General features: G+C 55.3%; 18 protein-coding genes and 2 pseudogenes. 17 read left to right on the top strand and 3 right to left on the bottom strand.

Translation table 11 applies throughout. From position 1 onward, the window contains the following. Positions 1–9: 9 nt before the first annotated feature. From VGG22_07875 to VGG22_07900, 6 genes are all read left to right on the top strand, one after another. Positions 10–1,029 (top strand): SPFH domain-containing protein, encoded by a 1,020-nt coding sequence (locus tag VGG22_07875; protein HEY1728274.1) that lies wholly within the window; start codon positions 10–12, stop codon positions 1,027–1,029. Positions 1,030–1,268: 239 nt separating this feature from the next. Then, positions 1,269–1,961, top strand: a complete 693-nt coding sequence (locus VGG22_07880; protein ID HEY1728275.1) for a hypothetical protein — start codon at positions 1,269–1,271, stop codon at positions 1,959–1,961. Positions 1,962–1,972: 11 nt separating this feature from the next. After that, positions 1,973–3,262 (top strand): TIR domain-containing protein, encoded by a 1,290-nt coding sequence (locus VGG22_07885; protein HEY1728276.1) that lies wholly within the window; start codon positions 1,973–1,975, stop codon positions 3,260–3,262. Next, a complete protein-coding gene (locus VGG22_07890) occupies positions 3,216–4,787 on the top strand; it encodes an SIR2 family protein (GenBank protein HEY1728277.1) in 1,572 nt (523 codons plus the stop codon). The genes VGG22_07885 and VGG22_07890 overlap by 47 nt, the downstream gene beginning before the upstream one ends. Before the next feature lie 468 nt (positions 4,788–5,255). Then, positions 5,256–5,648: a hypothetical protein gene (locus VGG22_07895; GenBank protein HEY1728278.1), complete on the top strand. Its 393-nt coding sequence runs from the start codon at positions 5,256–5,258 to the stop codon at positions 5,646–5,648. Between the two features lie 43 nt (positions 5,649–5,691). Beyond that, positions 5,692–9,081, top strand: coding sequence for a hypothetical protein (locus VGG22_07900; protein ID HEY1728279.1), 3,390 nt, complete (start codon positions 5,692–5,694; stop codon positions 9,079–9,081). A gap of 23 nt (positions 9,082–9,104) precedes the next feature. Here VGG22_07900 and VGG22_07905 read toward each other — a convergent pair whose 3' ends face one another. Further along, complete coding sequence (locus tag VGG22_07905) at positions 9,105–9,551, bottom strand: GIY-YIG nuclease family protein (GenBank protein ID HEY1728280.1); 447 nt, start codon at positions 9,549–9,551, stop codon at positions 9,105–9,107. Between the two features lie 618 nt (positions 9,552–10,169). Here VGG22_07905 and VGG22_07910 point away from each other — a divergent pair. The 5 genes from VGG22_07910 (at position 10,170) to VGG22_07930 (ending at position 16,244) form a co-directional block, all read left to right on the top strand. Beyond that, complete coding sequence (locus VGG22_07910) at positions 10,170–10,598, top strand: hypothetical protein (GenBank protein ID HEY1728281.1); 429 nt, start codon at positions 10,170–10,172, stop codon at positions 10,596–10,598. A 107-nt stretch (positions 10,599–10,705) separates the two neighbouring features. Beyond that, positions 10,706–12,271, top strand: a complete 1,566-nt coding sequence (locus tag VGG22_07915; GenBank protein ID HEY1728282.1) for a hypothetical protein — start codon at positions 10,706–10,708, stop codon at positions 12,269–12,271. A 97-nt stretch (positions 12,272–12,368) separates the two neighbouring features. Continuing rightward, positions 12,369–14,492 carry a hypothetical protein gene (locus VGG22_07920; protein ID HEY1728283.1) on the top strand — a complete coding sequence of 708 codons (2,124 nt, stop codon included), beginning with the start codon at positions 12,369–12,371 and terminating at the stop codon, positions 14,490–14,492. Positions 14,493–14,534: 42 nt separating this feature from the next. Beyond that, on the top strand, positions 14,535–15,101 hold the full coding sequence (locus VGG22_07925; GenBank protein HEY1728284.1) for a hypothetical protein: 567 nt from the start codon (positions 14,535–14,537) through the stop codon (positions 15,099–15,101). Between the two features lie 282 nt (positions 15,102–15,383). Next, entirely contained in the window at positions 15,384–16,244 is an 861-nt protein-coding gene (locus VGG22_07930; protein HEY1728285.1) for a hypothetical protein, read from the top strand. Between the two features lie 25 nt (positions 16,245–16,269). On the opposite strand, the gene VGG22_07935 is transcribed toward VGG22_07930, so the two are convergent. Both VGG22_07935 and VGG22_07940 read right to left on the bottom strand, forming a co-directional pair. Further along, positions 16,270–16,785, bottom strand: a complete 516-nt coding sequence (locus VGG22_07935; GenBank protein ID HEY1728286.1) for a TIGR02391 family protein — start codon at positions 16,783–16,785, stop codon at positions 16,270–16,272. 241 nt (positions 16,786–17,026) lie between these two features. Further along, entirely contained in the window at positions 17,027–17,704 is a 678-nt protein-coding gene (locus VGG22_07940; protein ID HEY1728287.1) for a hypothetical protein, read from the bottom strand. A gap of 454 nt (positions 17,705–18,158) precedes the next feature. Between VGG22_07940 and VGG22_07945 the strand changes: the two are divergent. The 6 genes and pseudogenes from VGG22_07945 to VGG22_07970 all read left to right on the top strand — a co-directional run bounded on the left by VGG22_07945 (position 18,159) and on the right by VGG22_07970 (position 21,998). Beyond that, positions 18,159–18,416: pseudogene (locus tag VGG22_07945) on the top strand (metalloregulator ArsR/SmtB family transcription factor). A 120-nt stretch (positions 18,417–18,536) separates the two neighbouring features. Further along, positions 18,537–18,833 (top strand): rhodanese-like domain-containing protein, encoded by a 297-nt coding sequence (locus tag VGG22_07950; protein ID HEY1728288.1) that lies wholly within the window; start codon positions 18,537–18,539, stop codon positions 18,831–18,833. After that, positions 18,830–20,080, top strand: coding sequence for an MFS transporter (locus tag VGG22_07955; protein ID HEY1728289.1), 1,251 nt, complete (start codon positions 18,830–18,832; stop codon positions 20,078–20,080). Before VGG22_07950 ends, VGG22_07955 begins: the two co-directional genes overlap by 4 nt. Positions 20,081–20,172: 92 nt before the next feature. Beyond that, a pseudogene (locus VGG22_07960) lies at positions 20,173–20,796 on the top strand (MBL fold metallo-hydrolase). A gap of 320 nt (positions 20,797–21,116) precedes the next feature. Next, the gene (locus VGG22_07965) at positions 21,117–21,371 is read left to right on the top strand and encodes a hypothetical protein (protein HEY1728290.1); all 255 of its coding nucleotides are present in this window, start codon (positions 21,117–21,119) and stop codon (positions 21,369–21,371) included. An 18-nt stretch (positions 21,372–21,389) separates the two neighbouring features. Continuing rightward, complete coding sequence (locus VGG22_07970; protein ID HEY1728291.1) at positions 21,390–21,998, top strand: hypothetical protein; 609 nt, start codon at positions 21,390–21,392, stop codon at positions 21,996–21,998. Positions 21,999–22,476: the final 478 nt, after the last annotated feature.

Below are 22,476 nucleotides of genomic sequence, written 5' to 3' on the forward strand. Positions count from 1 at the left end.
GAACTTTTCATGGCTGAAATTCGACAATTCCCAATCTGGCGGCACGCCCGTGTTGACGCGAGTGCTTACGCCATCCACTATCGCAACGCGCGCATCCTCAAGAGCGGCCGCGGCCTGTCGTTCTGGTTCCGGCCACTCAGCGACAGCATCGCAGAAGTTCCGATGGACGACCGTGAGTTGACCCTTGTCGTTCACGGCAGGTCAGCAGACTTCCAGGATGTGACGGCGCAAGGAATCTTATCGTACCGGACGCAGGATGCAAACGTCCTTGCCGATCATGTTGACTTCACAATCGACTCAAGCGGAGGTAACTACGTTCGCGAGCCGATCGAATCGCTTGAGCTCATGCTCTCTCAATTGGCGCAAGAGTTTGCCAACTCATACGTTGCGCGGACACAGTTGCGAGAGCTGCTCATTAACGGCCTCGAGCACCTTCGCCAGGCGATTGAAGCTGGCCTTAACGACAATGCACTTCTCACATCCATTGGCATCGCCGTTGCTTCCGTTCGGATATCCAGCATACGTCCGTCCGCCGACCTCGAGAAAGCCATCGAGGCACCCGTGCGCGAGGAGATCAAACAGAAGGCAGATGAAGCGACGTTCGCGCGCCGCGCCTTTGCCGTCGAAAAAGAGCGCGCGATCGCGGAAAACGAGCTGCAAAACCGCATCGCACTCGCAACGCGCGAGGAAGAGCTCCTTCAGCAGCAAGGGCAGAACGCACGGCGCAAAGCGCTCGATGAAGCTTCGACCGAGAAAATTACCGCCGAATCGCTTGCCACCACTCGCATCATTGAAAGCGACGCTGAAGCCCAAACTGTTCGTACCGTTGAAGCGGCACGGAACGAAGTAGAACGCGAACGCCTCGCCGCCTATAACGAAATGGATCCTCGAATTATTCTTGGTCTCGCAGCTCGTGAATTCGCCGGCAAGCTGCGGACGATCGAACATCTTAACGTCGCACCTGATCTCCTGAGCCCCATGCTCGCGACACTTTTCTCGGCCGGAACGAAACGACTCCAGGAGTCCTGAACTTGCAGGCACTTATACCGCGAGCGGTTATCGTTACACGTCCGACTGACTATGAGCTCCTTTTGGCTCGATACGGCACGCGCGCGCAAGCAAGGTTCGCGCTCAAGGATCGCGGCCAAAGTCTCGACTTCGTCGATCAAAACCATCGGAAGATCGAGGATGCAATTGCCTCCGTCGTTCGCGGCGTGCCGTCGGCGTGGCGGCGCGTTCGCCTTACACGCTCACAGCTGGACCGGTTCGTGTTCGAACCCTCCGACATCGTCCTCGCGGTCGGTCAGGACGGCCTGGTCGCAAACGTTGCAAAGTACCTCACCGGTCAGCCAGTGATTGGCTTTAATCCCGATCGCGGGTTGTACGAGGGCGTACTCGTCCGCAATGATCCGGCCGACACCACCAAGATTATTGAAGCGCTAATGTCAGGTGCAATTTCCATAGAAGAACGTACGATGGTACAAGTCACGCTTGACGATCGTCAAATGTTACTCGCACTCAACGAGATTTTTATTGGACATAGATCCCATCAGTCAGCGCGCTATCGCATCCGCGTAGAACAGCAGGAGGAGCGTCAATCATCCTCCGGCGTTATTGTCTCGACCGGCACCGGAAGCACTGGGTGGGCGCGGTCTATCAATTCGCAGCGTAGGTCGTCACTGGCGCTACCTGCGGCCGCAGACGCGGTCTTGTCGCTTTTCGTTCGAGAGGCATTCCCGGGAACCGGATTCCAGGCAACGCTAACCGAGGCGGCCCTCCATGCAAAAGACACAGCTCTGATTACTTCGGAAATGGATGATTCAGGCGTGATCTTCGGCGACGGCATTGAGGACGATAGTATTGCGTTCACCTGGGGAGCATCCGCCACAATTTCCGTAGCAGCTCATCGATTAAGACTTGTCGTTAGCGCTTCAACTGCGATCCTTGAGCGAGCGGCTTAGGTGATCGCGAAATGAAGGACGATCTGCGGTTTGCGATCCTCGCTGAGTTGCGCCGACGGCAAGAAGGTGGACGTAGCGAGTACGAGTGGGCGGCCTACACGGACATTGCGACGGCGCTGAAGACTGCTTTGGATCATGTGCTGCAACAATGCGACGAGCTTGTACGCGACGGATTTATTGAAGTTCGATCCGGCGCTAATCGCAGCGGTGCCCGGGTACGCGTCACCACCAGCGGCAGAGACTATCTCGAACAATGGCTTAAAGATCAGGATGCGGCAGCTTCCGATCTTCTGTTGTCGTCCGAGCCGGTCAAAAAGTACCAATGCGACCTCTTCGTTTCTCATGCCTCAGAAGATGCAACGTACATCGATCCAATCGTCGCAACGTTGGAAGCGGGCAATATCAAGGTTTGGTACGACCGGAATCTTATGCAAATGGGAGCTAAAGCGTTCGTCGCGATGAACGAAGGCGTAACCGAATCACGCAGCTTCCTCATTTTTGCAAGTCCGGAATACTTCAAGAAACATTTTGCAAAGAATGAACTGGGGGCGATCTTACATCTCAACTCGTTCGATAAGGATCGTCGTATCATCGTCGTCCTTTATGGGATGTCGCAAGCCGACCTTCGACGTGACCACGCAATGCTCTCGACACATACCAACATTGATTCGGCGCTCCTAAGCGGAGAAGACATCGTACGTGCTGTCGTACACGAGCTACTAACGGGACAGGAGCTACCTCCGCCCAAGCTCGAGACCGACATCGAACCCGGGCCACGCGCTGTCGCGCAGCTCGAACCGAGTATCTATGTTCCGAATGGCCACAACCCGCCTTACGATGTTCTGGACGATACCGGCATTACCAAGAAGCCAACCCTCGAGATACAGTGGTTCACTCCGGGATTTGTAGATCACACGTTCTCGATAAAATGGTCGCTGCGCAATACCGGTTCTACCACGGCACAGGATGTAGCCGTTTTCATGCCGGGGCTGAAAGTATACCGTGTGACGAAATTGGAACCCGGCGTTCACGCCGACCAATGCATCCGATTCGATGACCGATACGCATACTTCGAAATCATGAAGCAACCGGTTTCAGCCGTTATCGAGTTTTCTGACTCATCCGATCGCATTTATCGTCAATACGCGACCGTCAATGCGTTTCCCAAATGGAATGAAAACGAAGCGGAATACCTTACGACGGAACTCGGATATCCATATCGTGTATCCAACCGAATTGTGACGATCGACGACAATGATCGTTTTCATCGTTCTCGTTCGATCGGCTGGCCAAGAGACTGAGTTGCTGACGACTTTGCGAGCGAAGGACCCTGACGTCGTTACGCGACTCGCCCAGCGAATCGTTGATGGAAGCTTTGTCCCGTTCATTGGGGCCGGCTGCTCGAGAGAGCTGCTCGCAGGGAACGATTGGGCAGGGATCACCGAACACACGCGGGCGGCGCTTGGCTCTAGTACTTCAACAAGCTACACGGCCATTGCGCAGGAGTATGAGGAGAGGTTCGGACGCGCTCAACTTGTCGACTTTCTCAGATGTCATCTCACGATCCTGAAGTGGGACGACAAGGCAGGATACGCACAGCTCGCAATGATGGAGTTGCGCTTCCCATCTTATTACACAACGAACGTCGACGATGCTACGGAGGCTTGTTACCGGACATACAATAAGCGACTACACGTTGTAGTTGTGCAGGAAGATCTTAAAGCCCGTCAGTCGGGCGCGCCGACACTTTATAAGTTTCACGGCGATCTGCGGCATCCAGACTTGCTCGTTTGGACTTCCAATGACTATAAACGGCGGCTTGCATCAGACGGCGACAGCTTCATGCACGTGCTTCTGAGGGCTGACGTGCTAGCAAAGTCCCTCTTGTTTATTGGCTATTCGCTGCAAGATCCGCACATTCTCGATCTACTCGATGATATGCGTACACGGTATCCCGACGCCATGAAAGAAAGCGTCATTGTGGAGTTCGGCATATCGCCACCCCTCCGCGAGAAGGCGAGCGAACTCGAGATAACTGTCGTGCATACGAGCGAGCTGTATGACGTGACCTCGCCTGCGGAAGCCTTCGACCTTTTTCTGGCCGATCTTGGGATTGCCGTCAAGGCACACGATACGAAGCTCGAGATGGAGACGCTCTTCTCACACGACGGACCTGGTTTACCCGTGCTCTCTGACTATGATCTCAGATCTCTTGAAGACGCACTTCCGAACATCCCGCCAAACGAACAGATTAAGGGCTTCCGTGCAACATGTTGCTGGAAGTCGATACCAATAGGTTTCGAGAGCCGAATTCTGGACCTCTATCAACGGCTGTGCCTTGAAGCGTCGGCTCGCGACGTCCCCGACCTGACATCGGCACTCTTCCTGATGGAGGGTCGACTATCGACTGACTTTCTTTTTGGAATGTACAGTGCGGCATTTACCCTGTACCGACACCCAGCACCCAACGCTTTCGGACATCATATCGTTCTGAAGCATTTGCAGGATTTGCCAATGACGAAAGTGCTGCTCATCTCGCTCGCTGCAGCGCTGCTCAAGGAGCACAACCTACCACGTAATCAGAGCTTCGCCGATTCGGTGGCTATGGTGCCAGGCTATGGCAAGGAGACCCTCGATGAGTTTCAAGAACCTGCGCGATCTCAAGTAGCAGCAGTTTATGCGGACATTTTTCATGGCTCAGCGCGTGAGAACCCGCTAGAACAGCCTAATCGTCCCCTTAACTTCGGTGTAAACACATTTCAGCAATTGAGAAATGATTTGATTCGACATATGCCGCCTCGACCGCAGCAGCACGGCAAGGCGTAGTGTCATAGATACGCCTCCACGCGTGAATATGAACGCACTTACGGGCGCACGCGCGTACGGCGCGATGATCATTCTGTGCGAGTGATTGGTGCAAATAGGGCGCCGGCGCCCGAACGTAGCTTTGCGAGACTAGACGATGATCTTCGCCTTTGGCGGTTCATGCCACTCGGACCATTTCTGGAAATGTTAATGAGCTCTACGCTCTGTCAAACTCGAGTTGATGCATTTGAGGATGGGTCGGAGGGAGCATACGGTTACGAGACGGTTGCGTTCGCGCCCAACGTCATTCGTGTACTCAACGTAAGACCGCGTACATTCATGGATAAGGCCGGGACGCATCCCGTCGGGGTTGAATCAAAGGCAGTCATTCTAGCTGCGCGCCAGCACTCGCTTGTAACGTGCTGGTTCGCATATCCTGGACAAGAATCGTTCCCGATGTGGCGCGTATATGGCCGCGATCGCGTTTGTGTGGCGGTCGTGACTACGGTTGGTAACTTGCGAGCAATTTTCTCAGACGAGCCGGGAGCAGTCGTTGGATCAGTTGTTTATGAGCAACTTCCGAAAGAGATTGCGGATATACACACGCTGTTCTTTCATAAGCGAAATGAGTATGCAGAAGAACGGGAAGTTAGGTCCGTCAATGTGCTTGCAGCGGCAGCTAGAGATCGCTACGTACAGAAAGCGCTAACTGCAGCCCAGCTGGACGGCTTACTCACCGAGATCGTATCGGGGCCGGGGATGCGAGAAACAATGTCTGATGCGCTACTCCAGACCGTGCAAAGCCGATTTAGCGCACTGGGTCTCTCCTTTGATCCTGAGCGTCTGAAAAAGACCAGTCTTGACCGTGATTTACTCACATGAGAAAGCTAAGACGAAACTCTTGGAATCTGCAGGTGGTTAAGCGATGACGGAACTGACGTCTGAACATCTCGTAACAATAAGAGCGCATATCGATGAAGGACGGCGCATGACCGCCCTCCGTGAAGTTGATTCGCTCTTACGAACGACTGATTTTGATCGGGCGGAGGCAAACGTGCAGGCCGGTCTCCTGCGCACGCGTGCATTCTTGGCGTTGAATATCGACCACGATGTTGCTCTTAGCGCACAGCTCGCCGCTCGAGCCGCAGAATTGGAGGAGTCTGAGGATCAACACATTCTTGAGGCAAGTATCAGGCTGCATAAGGACGGGCCCGATTCCGCTTTGAGCCTACTGCAGGCGGGCGGTATCAAGACGACACTGTTCCGGGCAACGTTGCTCTACTTTCAAGGGAATATTGCAAGTGCAGCATCACTCATCGACGCCGTTGCGGATGGGTATCCCGATAATGTCGAACTACACCGACTACTCGCGATGCTTCGGCTCGCGGCACACCAGTGGCAGCTTGCCGAAGCCGAGGCGAAGCGCGCCTATCAGCTCAGACCGAAACACTTATTTGTAAACGTGACGTTGGCCACTGTGAACTTCATGGCGTCGGTCCCACAGGATTTTATCCCCGTCAGTCTCGACGACGCTCCTGAGCCGGCTCCTCGCGAGTACATTATCGCAGACGAAGATGCCCTGAATCATCTTCGCCGATCGGGAGACATGTTCACTGAATGTCTAGCGGTGCTCGAGCAAGGCGACCCAATGATTGCGGAGCTTGAGCTATGGAGGCTCGCGTGTCTCTCACAGGACCCGAATCGATCGGAAGAGGCGGCGGCATACTCAAAGGTGTTACTTGAGCGCGATCCGCCTAATCACCGCGCCGCCATCTGGACAGCTGGATTTGGACTGGCGGTTGATCTGACAACATGGCTAAAGAACGCGAATGAAAGTGTTGAGCGCGGAACTGCCAGTAGCCAACAACGCTATACGGTAGGGTGGTTAGCTTTAGATAAAAGGCAATTTGAAAACGCGACAGATGTCCTATCGGCGGCCGACGTCTCAGAGAGTGGCGCTGATCGGACGCGGCGGACGCTTTTGCTAGCTCAAGTGTACGCGATGCAAAGGAAGTATAACGAGGCAATTCAGGTTCTGGAGGATACAGACTACGCGTCATTTGCGCGATTACGGGAGATTCTAAAGGCGCAGCAGCAGGGCATCGATGTTGACACAGATGGGCGTTACAAGAATACAACGCAGATTTCGATTGATAGGGTCAAGCGGGCGGCTGAGGATGGAAAGTGGCAGATCGTAGCGGGCATGTCCGCGGAGATCATGAGAAGCTTTCATACGCCACTTGGTTATCAACTGGTACTTCAGGCCTTATACAATACGGAGCAATATGATCGATTTCTCAAGATCTTTGCTGATGTTGGAACGTGGACGAGGTTAAACCGAGACGGCCAGTTCCGCAACGCTCATATAAGCTCTCTGCGTGCCGTAGGCAAGAGAGCTGAAGCCCTCCGCGCGATGGAGGCGCTATTTCATGATGATCAGAGTGCTGCTACCTGCGATTTGTATGGTCGCATGCTATTTGAGAGCGGCGATTATAATGGTATAGCCACCTTATCACGGGCTTTACGCAAAGCTGGAGATTTGACTTCTGATATTTCCCTGCGCTTCGCCGCGTGGCTCCAGAACACGCACCCGGACGATGCAGCTGCGCTCTGGGATAAGGCAGTCGCGTTGGGTGTTAAGGATGACCTGATCGGTCTCGCACTCTCGATTGCTTACCGCGTAGGTAGAGAGACTTGCACGAAGACGCTAGTGCATCGCATGCAGGAAATCGCTACGAATGAGGCCAGCGGTATAAAGCGCGCTTCCTTTGAGGAGGTCCGAGAGGTCGTGGCTCAGAGCTCCCGATCCGACCAATACATGGGGGAGCAATATCGATTTGGGCGCGCGGCTATTCATATTGTCGGGGACGCCATCCGATGGCCGTTATTCATGTCTCACTACATGCAACCGCAGCTAAACGCGAGCGTTCCACCTGCGCAGTGGACGAACATCTATGTCCGCCACGGTAGCCGCGGGCCACTACTAAAAGGGCCAATTACCGCGCGTGTATGTAATTTAGATCTTACTGCCCTGATGATGCTACAGTCTCTTGATGCCTTCGATATCATCAGGGATGCATTCGACGTTATAGCGATTCCCGTGCAGACGACCATAGTGCTTCACGACGCCTTCGATCAGATCTCCGTGGGTCAGCCTTCAAGAATGGATAGCCTTGAACGGATCAAGCATAGCGTCGAAGGAGGAGGGATACAGATCGTTGCGGCCTCCAACCCATTCCGATGGGCACGTGACAATGGCGGCTTATTCGCGACACCGCTCCCGACGATTGATACCGCAACCGCGATGCCTGTTCCCGTTACCAAAGAGGCGCGGAGTTTCGGTCTAAATCTCGTCTCGCTTATAAACCAACTCTTGGAAGTCGGTGTGATATCGAAATGGCAGGCCGACGAAGCACTTGCACTCTCCGGCACGGCGGGTAGCGAAGCGCCGATTGGCGCAAGCTTGTCCGGCAGAAAAAAGCTTTTGTGTTCGATCGTTCTTCTCGAATACTTGGACGAAGCGCAACTGTTGGGCCCGATCTTAAATTCCGGCTATAACCTTTTTTTACTGGAACAGGATCGGGCGTTCTTGCAAAAGCAAATTGAGGACGCCGAGCGTCGGACTCAACTTGCGGATACTCTGAAGCATCTAATTCCGGTGGTTCGCGATAACATCGGTACCAACAAGTTTGAGCAGAGATCCAGCAAGATCGAGATTGCTGACCCGTCTAATTTCAACGCACAGTCTCTCGCCACTCTGCTCGATACGGCAGCAGAAAATGAAATTCTCGCTGTCGATGATCGAGTCGTTACGAGCTATGAGAGAACTGGGAAAGGCGCCCTCGTGGTGTCCACTCTCGATTTGCTAAATGCTCTTCGGGGACCAGAACTCCCAGACGGTCGGTATTATCAGATCCTGCATAGCGCCCGCAAGGGTGGTCTGTTTTTCATACCGCTCGATGCCTCCGAGATACTTTACTTCTTGCGGCGGGCGTCGGTGCGTGATGGCCTCGTGCAAGAGACTGCCGAACTGCGCGTCTTGCGGCGCTATCTTGGTGCGTGTCTCAATCCCAATACACGATTACGCGTTATCGATCCAATAGATGAGCGCATGTTCTTGCAGGTTCTTAATGCAGAGCTATCACGCGCATGCAACCAGGCGGCTGACGAGGGGCCGAATGCTGACGCATACGTCGATTATATCGTAGCAAGTCTCTGTGCGGCGGACATCTCGGCGTTCCATCAGCGGCTTGTTGCTGACGACCCTGCATTCTTCTCTTCGCTCGAAACATTGGTGACGCGGCTAAACGCGTAATCTTGAAATGCCGGCGCACGGAGTCATGACCCAATCATGGCGCTAATGGCTTCGACTGCTCTGGAATACTCGCTTCTCGTCTGCATTGTGATCGGTTCTTTGCGCTTTCGTCTAAGCAGCAACGTACCCGGTTCAAATGCTTTCTCATTTGGCCGTATGCTGAATTTACGTTGCTTGGCTTTGTTGAGAAAGAGCGCGGGCCCCAGGACGTGGATCAGCAGAGATTCCAGTTCCCTGGCGTGCTTGATGCCGGCCACCATGAAAACACTGAACGATGTCGTAAGCTGCCGCTTCTGGTCGTCGGCGCTGACACCACCCTGAAAATACGTCCCTAGACGTTCTCGCACATTGTTTGAGATGCCGACGTAACGCGCGGTCTCGCTTGAATCGAAGAGAACGTAGACGCCCGAAATATTATCCGGCAACTCCGACCATGACTCCCAAGGGAGCATCTCACCAACGAGGCTCAAAAACGCACGCGTCTTCCTTCGCCCAGGTCGCCGCTTTATCTCGCCCCTCATAAGAAGATGCTGTTCGTTTTCCGGTCGCAACCATCTCAAGCCCCCGATAGGCTCTTTCCGCTCGACGTCTCTCGGCTTAAGACGGCTCTGATATCGCGTTTTTAAATTGTTTGCCGTCGGCTCCTTGGCAATACATCGCCTTACAACTCCCTCAGCGCTGTCGTTTGTTCTTCAGCGGTGGATTGCGTCCGGAACATCTAAGTCCTCGAGCGCAGCAAATTGTTGATTGACTGAGAGCGCTTACGTTAATCGCGTTGACTGTTCCGGCAGATCGTTTCAGCCGTCTATTTCGCATCGCGTCAAGCTAGAGTGTAGACACTTTCAATTCCAATCACGTGGCGACAGTGCGTTAAAAGATGCCATTCCTCGATTTGGTCCTTACTTGACCTTACTTCGCGGACATCGGTCAGGAGTTACTGATAACAGGATTAGAGCGCAAAACGCTATGATGTACATGGAGCAATAGACCTTCGGCTGAAGTGTCGGCACTTGCTCCCGACAGCGGTGTTTTCGGGGCATCGTCAGTTTACTGGACGGGCATATTCGCGCAACCGGAGGAGACTCTATATGATAAACAGTCGCGTTTTACGACTGTGCGTCGTCGCGTCCATCGTCATTGCGGTCACGATTGGGACACAAGGATCGAACGTTAGCCCGGCGCCGGCAAGCACGCCAACGTCGTTCGCATTCGTGCTCCCTGCCAAAGAGTCAGCAACGTTTAGACAGGACGCGCAGCTCAGCATTACATTTCAATACGCGAACGCTGGAAAAGCGACGTGTCGTCGAGTCGCAGTGCAAAATGGCGCCCAACATTTCGAGCTGTGGGTCGATCAGGGTGCATCCGCCACCAACCTGCCGATCGCAAAAGGCTCCTCGCTTCGCGCGATAGCGTGTGATGACGGTACTAACTTCACGATAGCCGATCTTTACATCACGGGATCTACTACGACTCTTCTCAGCGCCGCGACCGTCGTAACGGTTAGCAAGGATAAGTGAGCCAAATGTTAGCTCCATTTCTAAACAGAAAGGACGCGACGACGGTGAAGGCCGCTAGCAAAGGCTTGTTTCGATCCGCGCTATGCTCATTTATCGCTGTATCGAGTGTGCTCGGGTCGGTCGGTGACAGCTACGCGACCGATATCGTTCCCTCGCCAACGAACGTCCCCGTTCTGGCGCATAAAACTACCGTCACTCAAGTCGCGACCCAAGTACTGGGCGACCACATCGTCGAGACCGGCAAGGGGCAGACGTTTTCGGTCGTCATGATCAATCCGATTGCGTACGACTTTTTAAACCTTCAAGACACAAGGACGACGACGTTGTCCCCTCTGCCGTCGTTCAACTCCCTTCCGAACGTCGGCGTAGGGCCAAACGCCGCCGCGCAGACGCAAGCCAAAGCCGTTCTTGACGCGCGGGGCGGCGGCGCCGTGGCGAGTTTACGCTGCCGAACTCTGAACGAATGTACTGCGTCATTGGCAAACCTTGAGGCGGCGGATGCACACGGCCAGTCGTTTCACGATCTCGTCTTTGATTCGTTCACCGCATGGTCTGCATACTTGAACGCGGCGCAGAGCAGCATCGCGATCGATGCGGCGCGATACCAAAGCGATGCGTTGCTGCTCGCTAAGGAGCAGCATCTCTCCATAACGCCGGGAACGGATCACCTCCGTATTCCCGACCTGACGTGCCTCAATGAAGTCGCAGCGGTTGCGCAAGTATTGACGAGCGGCGCTGCCTCGACGCCTGCTCTTCTCCCTGTCGGCAAGAAGTCGTCATGCATCGGAGCACCTCAGTTGAAAAAGCTAGGCGCCGAGGCAATTACAGACGTCAATGCGTTATACGCCATGGTCTTGACGTGGGAAGACACGTTAAACACGCTACAAAACGACATCGACACGCACGTCTCGGCATTTACCGCTGCAACGAACCCGAATGTGACTCCAAACATTAACGATGCGGCTACGCTTCGGGCGAGACTCACACGGATTGATCTTTCATCGCAAGCAATAACAGGCTCCAATGGAAGTGCTCTTGCAACGCTCGTTAAGGCAATCCAACCGTTCTCCGACTTCGATCGAACGCATGACTGGGTCTCGGTCGACGTCTATTGCAACCCGTACAACATTGACGCCATTAGCCACGCGCTCGTGCTCACGGCGCCATCGAGGATCACCCCAGCGTTCAGCGCGTTGAACCAGTCGGTCGGAACCGTCGACTGCCCGGGAGGCCTTGTTCTCAGCGCTGGCGGTGGATACTCTACAATTCCAGTGAAGACGTACCAGCTCGTCCCGACAGTGACGTCATCGGGTGGATCGTCGACGTCTACCTACAATGTTGGTTATCAGTCGAATCAGCCCGGGCAACTATATGGGGCAGCGTTGTTCCATTACTACGTGTTTCCGGTCTCCGGCCAGAGCGCGCTATTCGCGACCGGCGGGATCGGCTCGTCCAGCTCGTTCTCTGGGTTTTACGGAGCGAGCTTTAGTATCGGTCGGCGCGTCATGTTCAACGTGCTATGGGAGTACGGTAGCTACAATACAATTGGACCTGGTGCGTCGCTGGGCATGTTGGCGCCATCCTCCTCGTTCGCGATCCCGACGACGCCAGTTCACACAACGAAAATCACGTATGGCATCTCGATAGGCGCCGCGCCTTTCAACAGTCCGTGAGAGTCAACCGCTTCCTTGTTCCAACGGCGTGATAGACGGACTGAAGACAAATGTGCAACGGACCGGGCGTCGTTACCCGTGTTGAGGCTTTTACAAGATGACCATCCGGGAGTGTTTCCCGACACTCGTGACAGCGCTCGAACGCTCAGCACACGAGGTCTTGAATCATCGGTGTTCGCTGCGCGTTACCAGCACTCATGAAGCGCTTTTCCGCGCGGCGGTATCCCTTCAGGACGAACTCGCGACGGATATGCCGAAGATGTCGACAACGACGAAATCGCTCATCCGCGAAATCGTCGAGTGCAAGACTCAAAGTGAAGATCCGGCCGAGAAAGACGCTCTGAATTTCCTTCAGGTCAGCGTTGCCGTAAACGCTCTTGGTCACTGTCTTACGACTGGCCAGCTGGCACGTGCGGGCGATTGGCTCATTGCCTCAGTAAGCGATGAACTGTCGTTTGCTCCGGAACCCACGTTTGGCGCTCCCGACGTGCAGCGGTTGGAAGCTATCCTCAATTCCGATCAAGCGTTTATCGAACTCAACGCGCTGCATCTTCTTTGCCAATGGACGTCGCTCGTATTCTGGTATTGCAGCCGAACGCAATCCTTTGTAGAGTTCGCTAGACTCGTTTTTCCGTTTTGCCTACACATTGTTCGCCTCGCTGCCTCGACGGGTAACAGTGAAGCACTAGCGGCAGCCTGCCGTATGGCTGAATGGGCGGGCGCCAACGACCACAACGATGCAAGAGAACTCGCGCATCTTTTGGAGTCGATGTACGGCGACGGGACCCTAGGTGGGGCTGCGCGCATTGCGTCGACCTTATCCACCGCTGTTGGGCGCCATTCGAGCAAACCTCCCATAGAGTGGACCCGGACGATCGTGGACCGACATTGGGAAACGGCTGATGCTGCGATACGTCTTCGTGCAATCGTTGCGCTAATTTCCGAAGAGAACCGATTTGATGCGTACCGAGATCGACTGCTGACAGCGATCTCTGAATATCAAGCAACGGCCACCCACGCGCAACCATTCGAACGCGAACAATGGCGCGAGCAAGCATTCATTACTCTTTACCCCGTCGTTCTTATCCTGATCCGAACTCAAAGAATCCACGAACTCATAGAGTTGCTGAGCGCTTGGTACGAGATCCTATTTGATGATCGGCTCGTAAATGCGGTATTCGTGTTGCCATTTTTACAACGAGAGACAATTTGGGCCGATGAGAATTCCCTTATCATGGCGACGCATGACGAGTCATTGCCACGAGACGCAGTTGCAGCCGTCAACCGTGGGTTGCGCGTCGTAATCACACATGACGGCTATACCGGTCTGGACGGACCGCACGATCCCCGCCTGACTGGTAGTCCTGATTTAACGATGGGCGGCGATTTTGAAAGAATCCTAACTGATCTATTCGCTTTTTCCGAATTGCCCGAAGACGTTTTTGCAAACGCTCCGGCAGTGCCATTCATTTCCGGATCGCTCCCCTTTCAGTCACTTTCCTTACGACGCACAAAACGAGCGTGGCCAATCTCCGCGTCTCTTGTGCTTCCGGACAGCGAAAGCGTCGTCCGTAAGGTCGGTATTTGGCTCTGCCCTTTACTCCATGGTGATTTGGAAGCGGAAATCGTGCGCGATCGTTTTCAAAGTGCAGGGGTGAGCTGCGAGCTGCATATTAGTAGTCAAGCAAGCGATAAAGATCGGTTCTTGTCCTTTTACGCTAGAGCCGATTTCGACGTAGTTTGGGTAATCGGTCACGGAGAGCGGCGCCCTCACGCGCCCGACGAGAACTCGCTAGAGATCTTGCAGGATGGCGCCGTTCATGTGCGTGATCTCGTCAACCTACCGTTAGCTCACGATCGCAGACGATTGCTTGTTCTAAACGTCTGCAGTGCCGGAAGTACGGTGGCATACGGGGGACTGCCCCGTGTCGGCATAGCCGCTATGCTTACTACGAAGCATCAGTCGACGATTTCTCATCTTTGGCCTGTACTCCCGGAACCGGCATTAGCATTTGGAATCTTCTTGGCCGGACATCTGGCGAATGCGGACTCGTTCTTTCGCTCTCATTGTGCTGCGTCCGTCCAACTGGTTGATAGCACGACGCGTATCGCGAAAAAGCTGCGCGAGAGCGCCGCGGGCGCTGCTGCCGACATCATCGAACGGCGCGGTCTCGACATGCACAATATTTTAGTGTCTGGCTCTCCTGTATTCTTGCAATGACGGTGAACGATCTGCTAAACCAGCCTCGCAATCGGTGACAAAATGACGAATGAGCAGGTATTTCTTTTTGACCATGTCGAGGAGAAAATCAACGAGTCGAAATATTTTCTTCAGGCAATGGACCTGCTGCGCGCTAAACACGTGGAGCACGTGCGATCTCTGAGACGTCCCTTCGAGGGTGAAGGCAGAGCATTCGTCAAGATGTTTCAGTACAATTTTTCCGCCTATTTGTCAGCGCACAGAACTACCCGCTACTATGTCAATCGAGTTTCCGGGAAGATTCAGGGCACGGCAGAATGGCGGAGAGCGATCGACGCCGATATGACGCTCGAAGCACTGCACCATCTACGCGACGCTGATATTCATGATGAGACTCTCAACGTTGGAATGACGATGAGCATTCGCCAAGGACAGTTCAGCTTCTCGGGATTGCATTTGCACGAGAGGGCGTTAGCTGCGAACTCGCGCATCGCGAAGCGTCCGGAGATACTACGCTACCTGCTCAGCAAGTCAATCATCGATATCGCAACCGAAGGCCTGAAATCTCTCGAATCCGTCGTTGAAGATGGACGGCGGCGGGGCTTTCTAAAGCCCCAGCCGTTGCCATGATCAAAACGCGCGTTCCCAAGCAACAAGGACCGACAGCCTCGCATCCGGGAGATCGCCTAACCGATGCAGTGTCTCTATTGCTCTAGCGCGCTCGACGGCTCGAGTGAGCACGTCATCCTAAACGCGATTGGTGGACGAAAGGAATCGAAACGACTCATTTGTTCCTCGTGCAATCAACTTTTTGGGAACTCGATAGATCGAGATTTCCTGAAGGCGATCGATTTCATTACACTTATTGTTGAACCGCCAACCCGACGTCGAAGCAATGGATCAGCCATCCGAGTGTTAAACGAACGCGGCGTCGAGTACGATTTGGTTGCCGGCGGCAAGGTAAAGGTTCGCTACAAGAAAGTTGCCGAGAACTCTTGGATCGCCGACGCGTCGGACGCCGATCGGCTTCGCGCCAATGTCGAGAAAGCCGCACAGGCCGTAGAGCAGCGCACAGGATCGGCCGCCACAATCAATATGGGCGAAGGTCAAGAGTTTCCCGGAAAGCTCCAATTCACAATTCGGTTGGACAACATCACTGCTGTACGCCAGGCAATGAAATGGGTCATAAATCTGCTAGGGATGGAGGTCTTTACATCAGACAAAACGGGCGGTCGTCAAGGGCTCGTTGACGAGCGAGCATTCGTGCACGCGGCTTCGGGGGCGCCGCTCGGCGGTTACCTTGTAAACACGCTTGTTCCGAGTCTTTATGGCGGCTTAGACCATTACGTCCTTGCAGCGCAGAGCGAAGATGGGACCGTCTACTGGGAGGCATCGGCCTTTGGCGGCGCGGTAGCGATGGCTGGGCGAACGTCTAAGGTCAAGACCGATATTGGAACAATTCTCTATAGGGTTGATCCCGTTACAGGTGAGCAGAGCACAACGCGTCCAGACGACATTACTGCTCTTTCGGATTTCTTCTCGTGGGTGCCGACATTCGACGCGAATTGCGAGCGACGAACCGGAATTGCAGTCGCGCGCGTAACTCAGCTCATGAACAATAAAGTCGCTATCGATGCCATGATCCGCGAGTGCATGGAGCAGCACCTTCCGCGGAGCGGCGTAATGCTTCAGGAGCACATTAATGCAATGTCGCGCTGCATGGCGGAGAAGTTCGTCGCGTACAAGCAACAGCTGGATCAGATGGCCAAGTGAGAGCCCAGTTACGGCACCGAGATGTCTACTGCGGCTTCAGTTCCGCGGCGTCGACGATTCGCAACAGGTGAGCAGCTGAGATAATAATCTCCAACGCATATTCCATCGAATCGACGTGCGGTATCTCGTGTACGGCACGATCACGATACAGCCCCATGAGCCCCTCGAACAAATGCTCCTCGTCGGCGAGCTGACCTTTGCGCTCGGACCGTTGCAGAGACGTCGCTTCCACGCGCGCAAAGAACGCTTTTGCGAGCCTTGAGCCATAAAGCGATGTCGACAGTCCCGCGCGCTCGCGCATTCTCACCTCGACGGCCTTAAACGCGGCCGCGATCGCCATGTCGAACTCACCCGAAACGAGGTTCGGGAGCACGCGAGCTCGGACGCTTACGGGGATCAAGTCGATCACCCGCAACGCATACACAGCCGCGTTCGCTGCGGGAGCGGCTGCGGCAACCTCGATGCCAAGACGCGTGGGAATGAGCGGCCCCCGAGGATTGCCTCCGGGCATCATGTGTTCAACGATCAGATCGTGAGACATCAACCACCCAATCGCCTCCGCGACGGCAGCGCGCCCTGCTGGTGAAGAATCAATGCCATCTGCGAGGCCAATGAGATTCGCAAAAGTGTGAAACGGATAATCGTCCCGCCCAGACCTTCGATGACGGTCGATATCAGCGATCAGTTGCTTGAGAATGGCAAGGCCGACATCTGACGGCCTGGCCGCGCGCAGAGCAGCCGCCTTCGGGAAAACAGTCGAGATATCGATCATCGCGACGCCATCAAGACTCGTCTGTCAACTCGGATATTGCGAGGACGATCTGCGCCGCGACGTTAGCGGCGGGCGTGACATTCCACGGCGTCGGAAGAAAGCGGCGAACGAGCCTTCCGGGAGCCGTAAACGACCAGCCGACATCGCCGGCGTCGCTCAACGGCCCGTTGTACGTGATTCGATACGGACCAATTAAGCGCTCGGACCCAGAAGTCGGGACCCTGAAACCCAGCCGTTCTCCGATACCGCGAAACACGTCCTCGACCCACTCGCGGTAGGGCTCGCCATGATCCTCGCCACCTTTAGGAAGAGCGTTGACGGTCATGATCATGCGCGGCTCGTCTTCCTCTATAAGTTCGGCGTCCTCGAGCACTCCACGCAGGTTCCCACCTTGGCTGGCAGGCCGACGGATCCAGACAAAGCTCCGGGTTAGAGGAGTAGGCCTCAGTCGCTCGCCCACACCGCGAATAGTCTCATCCTCGGCCCCGTCCCGCCGGAAAATAACGGTCGTTGAGATCGGATCGGAGGTTGCCGCGTACGAAGGGAACGTGAGGACCTCGCAGGCCAGGATACCGCTCTTCCGTAGCCGCTCGGCTTCGCGCTCGACCAGCCGGCGGACGATGCCGCCTTGCGACTCACCCGTGTGGTCTCGGATCTCTTGGAGCAGCCAGATCGTCGAAGGATACATTGAGATAGGGTACGGCCGGGCCTTTTCCCCGGTTCTGACTTGGTAGGGTGCCATTGCGGAAAAGCATACCGAATCTTATATAAGATTACAAGATAAGTGCGACCGGCTACGTGGCGGTCTTGTATAAGATCGGGGAGACAGACCACGTGGAAACGCAACATTCGCTGTCAGCATGTTGAGTGAACAATGGCGGCTGTCGACGTCAAAAACGAGTGCCATTTCCTCGTGAGATTCCTGGAAGTAACGACTCTCAGTTCTGCGACGATTGACCGGCGTTTCGCGAAAAACGGCCGTTTTTGCGCTCAGCGGTGCCAGCTAACTCCTGCGATTCACACGTGTCGCGGGCGCGTAGACAACCGGACTGGCGTACAGAGAACCGGACTGGCTCATATTTGATCGAGGGCGGACGCAAGTCGGCAGGAAGGTTATCAATTACTTACAATAATAATTGAGTATGCAGAGCGATCATCGAGCCTTTAAGGATGAACTCTACGGCGAATTCAGCCGTGTAGCGGATGCGCTCGCAAGTCCCAAGCGGCTCGAGATGCTAGACCTGCTCGCGCAGCGTGAGCGCAGTGTCGAGGACATTGCCCGCGAGATGCACGTCTCGGTTGCGAACGCGTCACGCCACCTGCGCGTGCTAGCCCGTACGCGACTTGTCGAAGCGCGCCGCGACCGCCATTTCGCGCATTACCGTCTCGCGACTCCAGCCGTCTACGAAGTGCTTCGGAAAATCCAATCGATTGCGAACGACCGCCTTCCCGACGTCGATGCAATCATGACGCGACATCTCGGTCAGCGCCCAATTGTCGCTCCTGCACCGTCGCAACTGATGAACCGCGTTCGCGATAAGAAAGTAACGCTAGTCGACGTTCGTCCGGCGTCTGAGTTTACCGCCGCTCACATTCCCGGCGCTCGAAATATACCAATAGAGCAACTCGATAAGCGCGGCTCATTAGACAATTTGCCGCAGCGCGGCGAGATCGTCGTGTATTGTCGCGGGGCATATTGCGTATGGGCGGATGAGGCCGTGGAGTTTCTGCAGCGACGGGGATTTCGTGCGCACCGTCTCCTGGTCGGACCTGCCGATTGGGCCGCGCTTGGTGAGAAGGTCGCCACCGGTTCGTGAGGCTCGGTATGATGCCGAATCTCGCCCAGTTCACGTTGCTGGCGCTCGACAACGTTTTCGTTGGAATGCTGGTCGGCAGCGAGCGCACCGTCGTCCCACTGCTTGGGACTCGGCGTTTCGCAGTTTCGTCGGCGGCAGTGTTGCTGACGTTCGTCGTCGCTTTCGGTATCGTCAAAGGTCCGCTGAACCTCGTCGCGGGCCGACTCGCGGACCGATACGGTCGCCGTAATGTTTTGTGGGCCGGGTGGTTTTTTGGATTGCCGGTCCCGTGGATGTTACTCTTTGCGCCGTCGTGGGGATGGGTGATCGCTGCCAATCTCTTACTTGGCGCCAACCAAGGCTTCGCGTGGTCGATGACGGTGACGAGTAAAATCGATCTCGTTGGCAGACGCCAGCGCGGCCTCGCGCTTGGAATCAACGAGTTCTCGGGTTATGCCGGTGTCGCGATCGCGAGCACGATAACCGGAGCTCTTGCGGCTCACTACGGTCTCCGGCCGGTGCCGTTTTTGTTCGCCGCAATCGTTGCGATTCTCGGCCTCTCCCTCGTGCTCGTCATTCGCGAAACTGCTCCGTTTGTGCATCACGAGCACGCGACTGCGACCGGCGATGCGCCGATGGCGCCCGTGGTGATGCGGGAGATCTTCGTTGACGTGACATGGCGTGATCGTACGATGCGCGCATGCAGTCAAGCCGGGGCACTCAACAAGTTCAGTGACACGGGTGTTTGGGTGCTTCTTCCCGTCGCAATGACGGTCCAGGGCTTTGGCCCCGCCGTAATCGGAGCGGTCGCCGGCGTCTACGCATTCGTGTGGGGTGCGGCCCAACTCGGAACCGGGGTCCTCTCCGATAACATCGGGCGCAAGCCGCCAATCGTCATCGGTCTCGTACTCAACGCCGCGGGCCTGGCAATCGCCGGTATCGCGCAAGATGTTACATTTTGGTTTGCTGCTGCCGCACTCGCAGGCCTCGGCACCGCTCTGCTCTATCCCGTATTGCTCGCAGCTGTGAGCGACGTCGCGGCTCCGGCCGCGCGTGGCACGGCTCTCGGCGTCTATCGCTTATGGCGCGATGGCGGCTACGCGCTCGGTGGCCTCGTAATCGGCGTTATTGCTGCGCACCTCAAGCCGAGCGGAACCTTCATCGTGCTTGCGATTTTCTTGCTGATCTCCGCCACTCTTGTTCAGTGGTGGATGCGCGAAACGCATATCCCTCACCGCCTACCCGTCGCTCTAGGACAACCATCATGATCTTCCGTCAAATCCTCAATCCCGCGACCGGCTGCGCTTCGTACATTCTTGGTTGAGGCAGCGAAGGCCGCGCGGCGGTCGTCGATCCTCAGTTCGAGGTCGCACCGTACATCGATATCACTTCCGGATATGGGTTGCGAATTGAAGCCATCGTCAACACACACGTGCACGCAGACCATCGTTCCGGAGAGCGACGCCTGAACGAGCTCGTGCCTGGGTCCACAATCTACATGCATGCAAGCGCCGATGTAAATTACGCATTTCGCCCACTTGTCGAAGGCGATGATATCTCGCTTGGAAACGTGGTTGCCCGTGCGTGGCACACACCGGGACACACGCCGGAGAGCGTCGCGCTGGTCGTAACGGATCGAACGCGCAGTACGGAGCCATGGATGGTCCTGACAGGCGATACACTCTTCGTCGGCGACGTAGGTCGCCCCGATCTCGGTGGTGATGACGCCGCGCATGATTTACATCGGTCCCTCGAGCGGCTTATGAGCCTGCCCGATTATGTAGAGGTATATCCAGCCCACATCTCCGGTAGCCCCTGCGGACGCGCAATGAGCGGTAAGCCATCGTCAACGATCGGTTTCGAGCAGCGCTACAATCCTGCATTACAGGTGAGAGAGGTTGGGGAGTTCGCACGATCGATCTACGACGGACTGCCTCCGAAGCCTGAAGACTTCTACAGCACGATCGCGCTGAATCGCCGTTGATGCGGTCCTTCGCGTTCTCGCGAAATTCAGTAGCGCAGACTTCGGTAAATCAGGCACTTAGTAGCGTTGTTTTCGGCGACGAGTAGCGTCGACTCGCGCACAACTCGGGCTTTTCGGCCTAGGGCTCCGCGCCATTGCCGCCGCGATCGCGGTAGCGCAGGGGTCTGGGCTTGCTGCCGGCATACCCGAGAAGTTCTTGGGCATAATTCGTTTTCCGCTGATTTACACGATCATCGCCGGCTGTCGACATTTCGAGGCGATGCCTATCTGTGATGGTCTTCTTCGGTCATCAGCCTTGACGTCGTGATGAAGGTTGCGCTATGAACCTCACACTGAACCACGGCCTCACACGAATTTTGGTCGTAGAAAGTGCTTCAATGGACTTCAATTCAAGGCTCGGCATCGCAACAAACACTGGTGTCCTAGAGCTGATGGACGCCATTAACGGAAACCCGCCAACGAAGTGGGATGACCAGGGCGCTTACTATATTTTCGGTCAGCTCAAATTGGGCTTCCGCATCGTCGCGGTGACTACAATGGCTCCAAATTCGATTCTCTTCGTCACGACAAAATAAGAAGAATCACATCAAGTCGTGACTGAGTATCATGAGTTGTTCGCTGCCACGGCAGCGATATTTGCCGGCTTGTGGGCGCTTTTCATCGCCTTTTGCATTTACATGTCCCAACAGCGAGCAACCACCGGTGCGCGCCTCACATTTGTAACCGCACTTACTCCAGCGAGAGCATTAGTCGCAAACGCCTACTTTTTTGCGGGTATGCTGGTCTCGCTTCTAAACCTTATGCCGCAGAGCGATACAAGATACGGCGCGCAGTCGCTGTCACTTTTGATATCAATGATCACGGCCTATGCTCCTCTCGTTATGCTCTATCGGATCGCCAGAAAAGAGGGGCGACAAAGCATGGAGCAGTTCAAACGCATCAGCCCATTTTATTTGATTGTGCCGGTTCCATTGATTGCCGCCTTTTCGTATTCGAGCAGCCAGGCAGCGACGGTTATCTTTAGCCTGCTCTGTTTTGGTTGTCTTTGGACTCTCATGGCTGCGATGTGGCTTGTGTTCTTTCCGAACGAATGGTCTAAAGCCGCTGCGATTGGCCCGATCGACGACGAAGCAGTCAAGATGCTCGAGGAGGTGCTCGCGAAATTGAAGCAAGACCAGATCCCCGCTTCGGGCGATATGTGAAATCCCTCGCATCAATCGTCGTATAGGCAACCTCCGCCAGCATCCGCCAAATAGCAAAACTCGACCGCGGTGGATTGTGTCCGCTTGAGGAGTGCCCACGGCAGTCTGCGGACCGTGCCCCTCCGCTTCACCCCGCTAATCGAACGCCTGTTTGGCCTCACGCTTGCCATCATACGGGTCTGATCGACCGCAATGTAGTCGATTTCTCTTGGCGCCGACGGATATGCAGTCTATCTGTCTTCGCGCCCTAGTCTACTTGACTAGGCGCCCAGATCGCCAAAAGCGGCGCGCGCGTACACTCCTCTTGGCGCCCGCGACAGTTTGGTGACGCGGGCGCATAGTGCACGAGACTGGCTAGGGTGATCGTCCGTTCGATTTTTTGTCGGGCTCCCATCAGCAGGCAGCCCGGGTCGCTCGCACTTCTGCGAAACCGGCCAGCAGCGCAACCGTCTTCTGCGGCGCCAACTTCCGCTAAAGA

The organism is Candidatus Baltobacteraceae bacterium (genome assembly GCA_036489885.1).
Lineage (GTDB): Bacteria > Vulcanimicrobiota > Vulcanimicrobiia > Vulcanimicrobiales > Vulcanimicrobiaceae > JAFAMS01.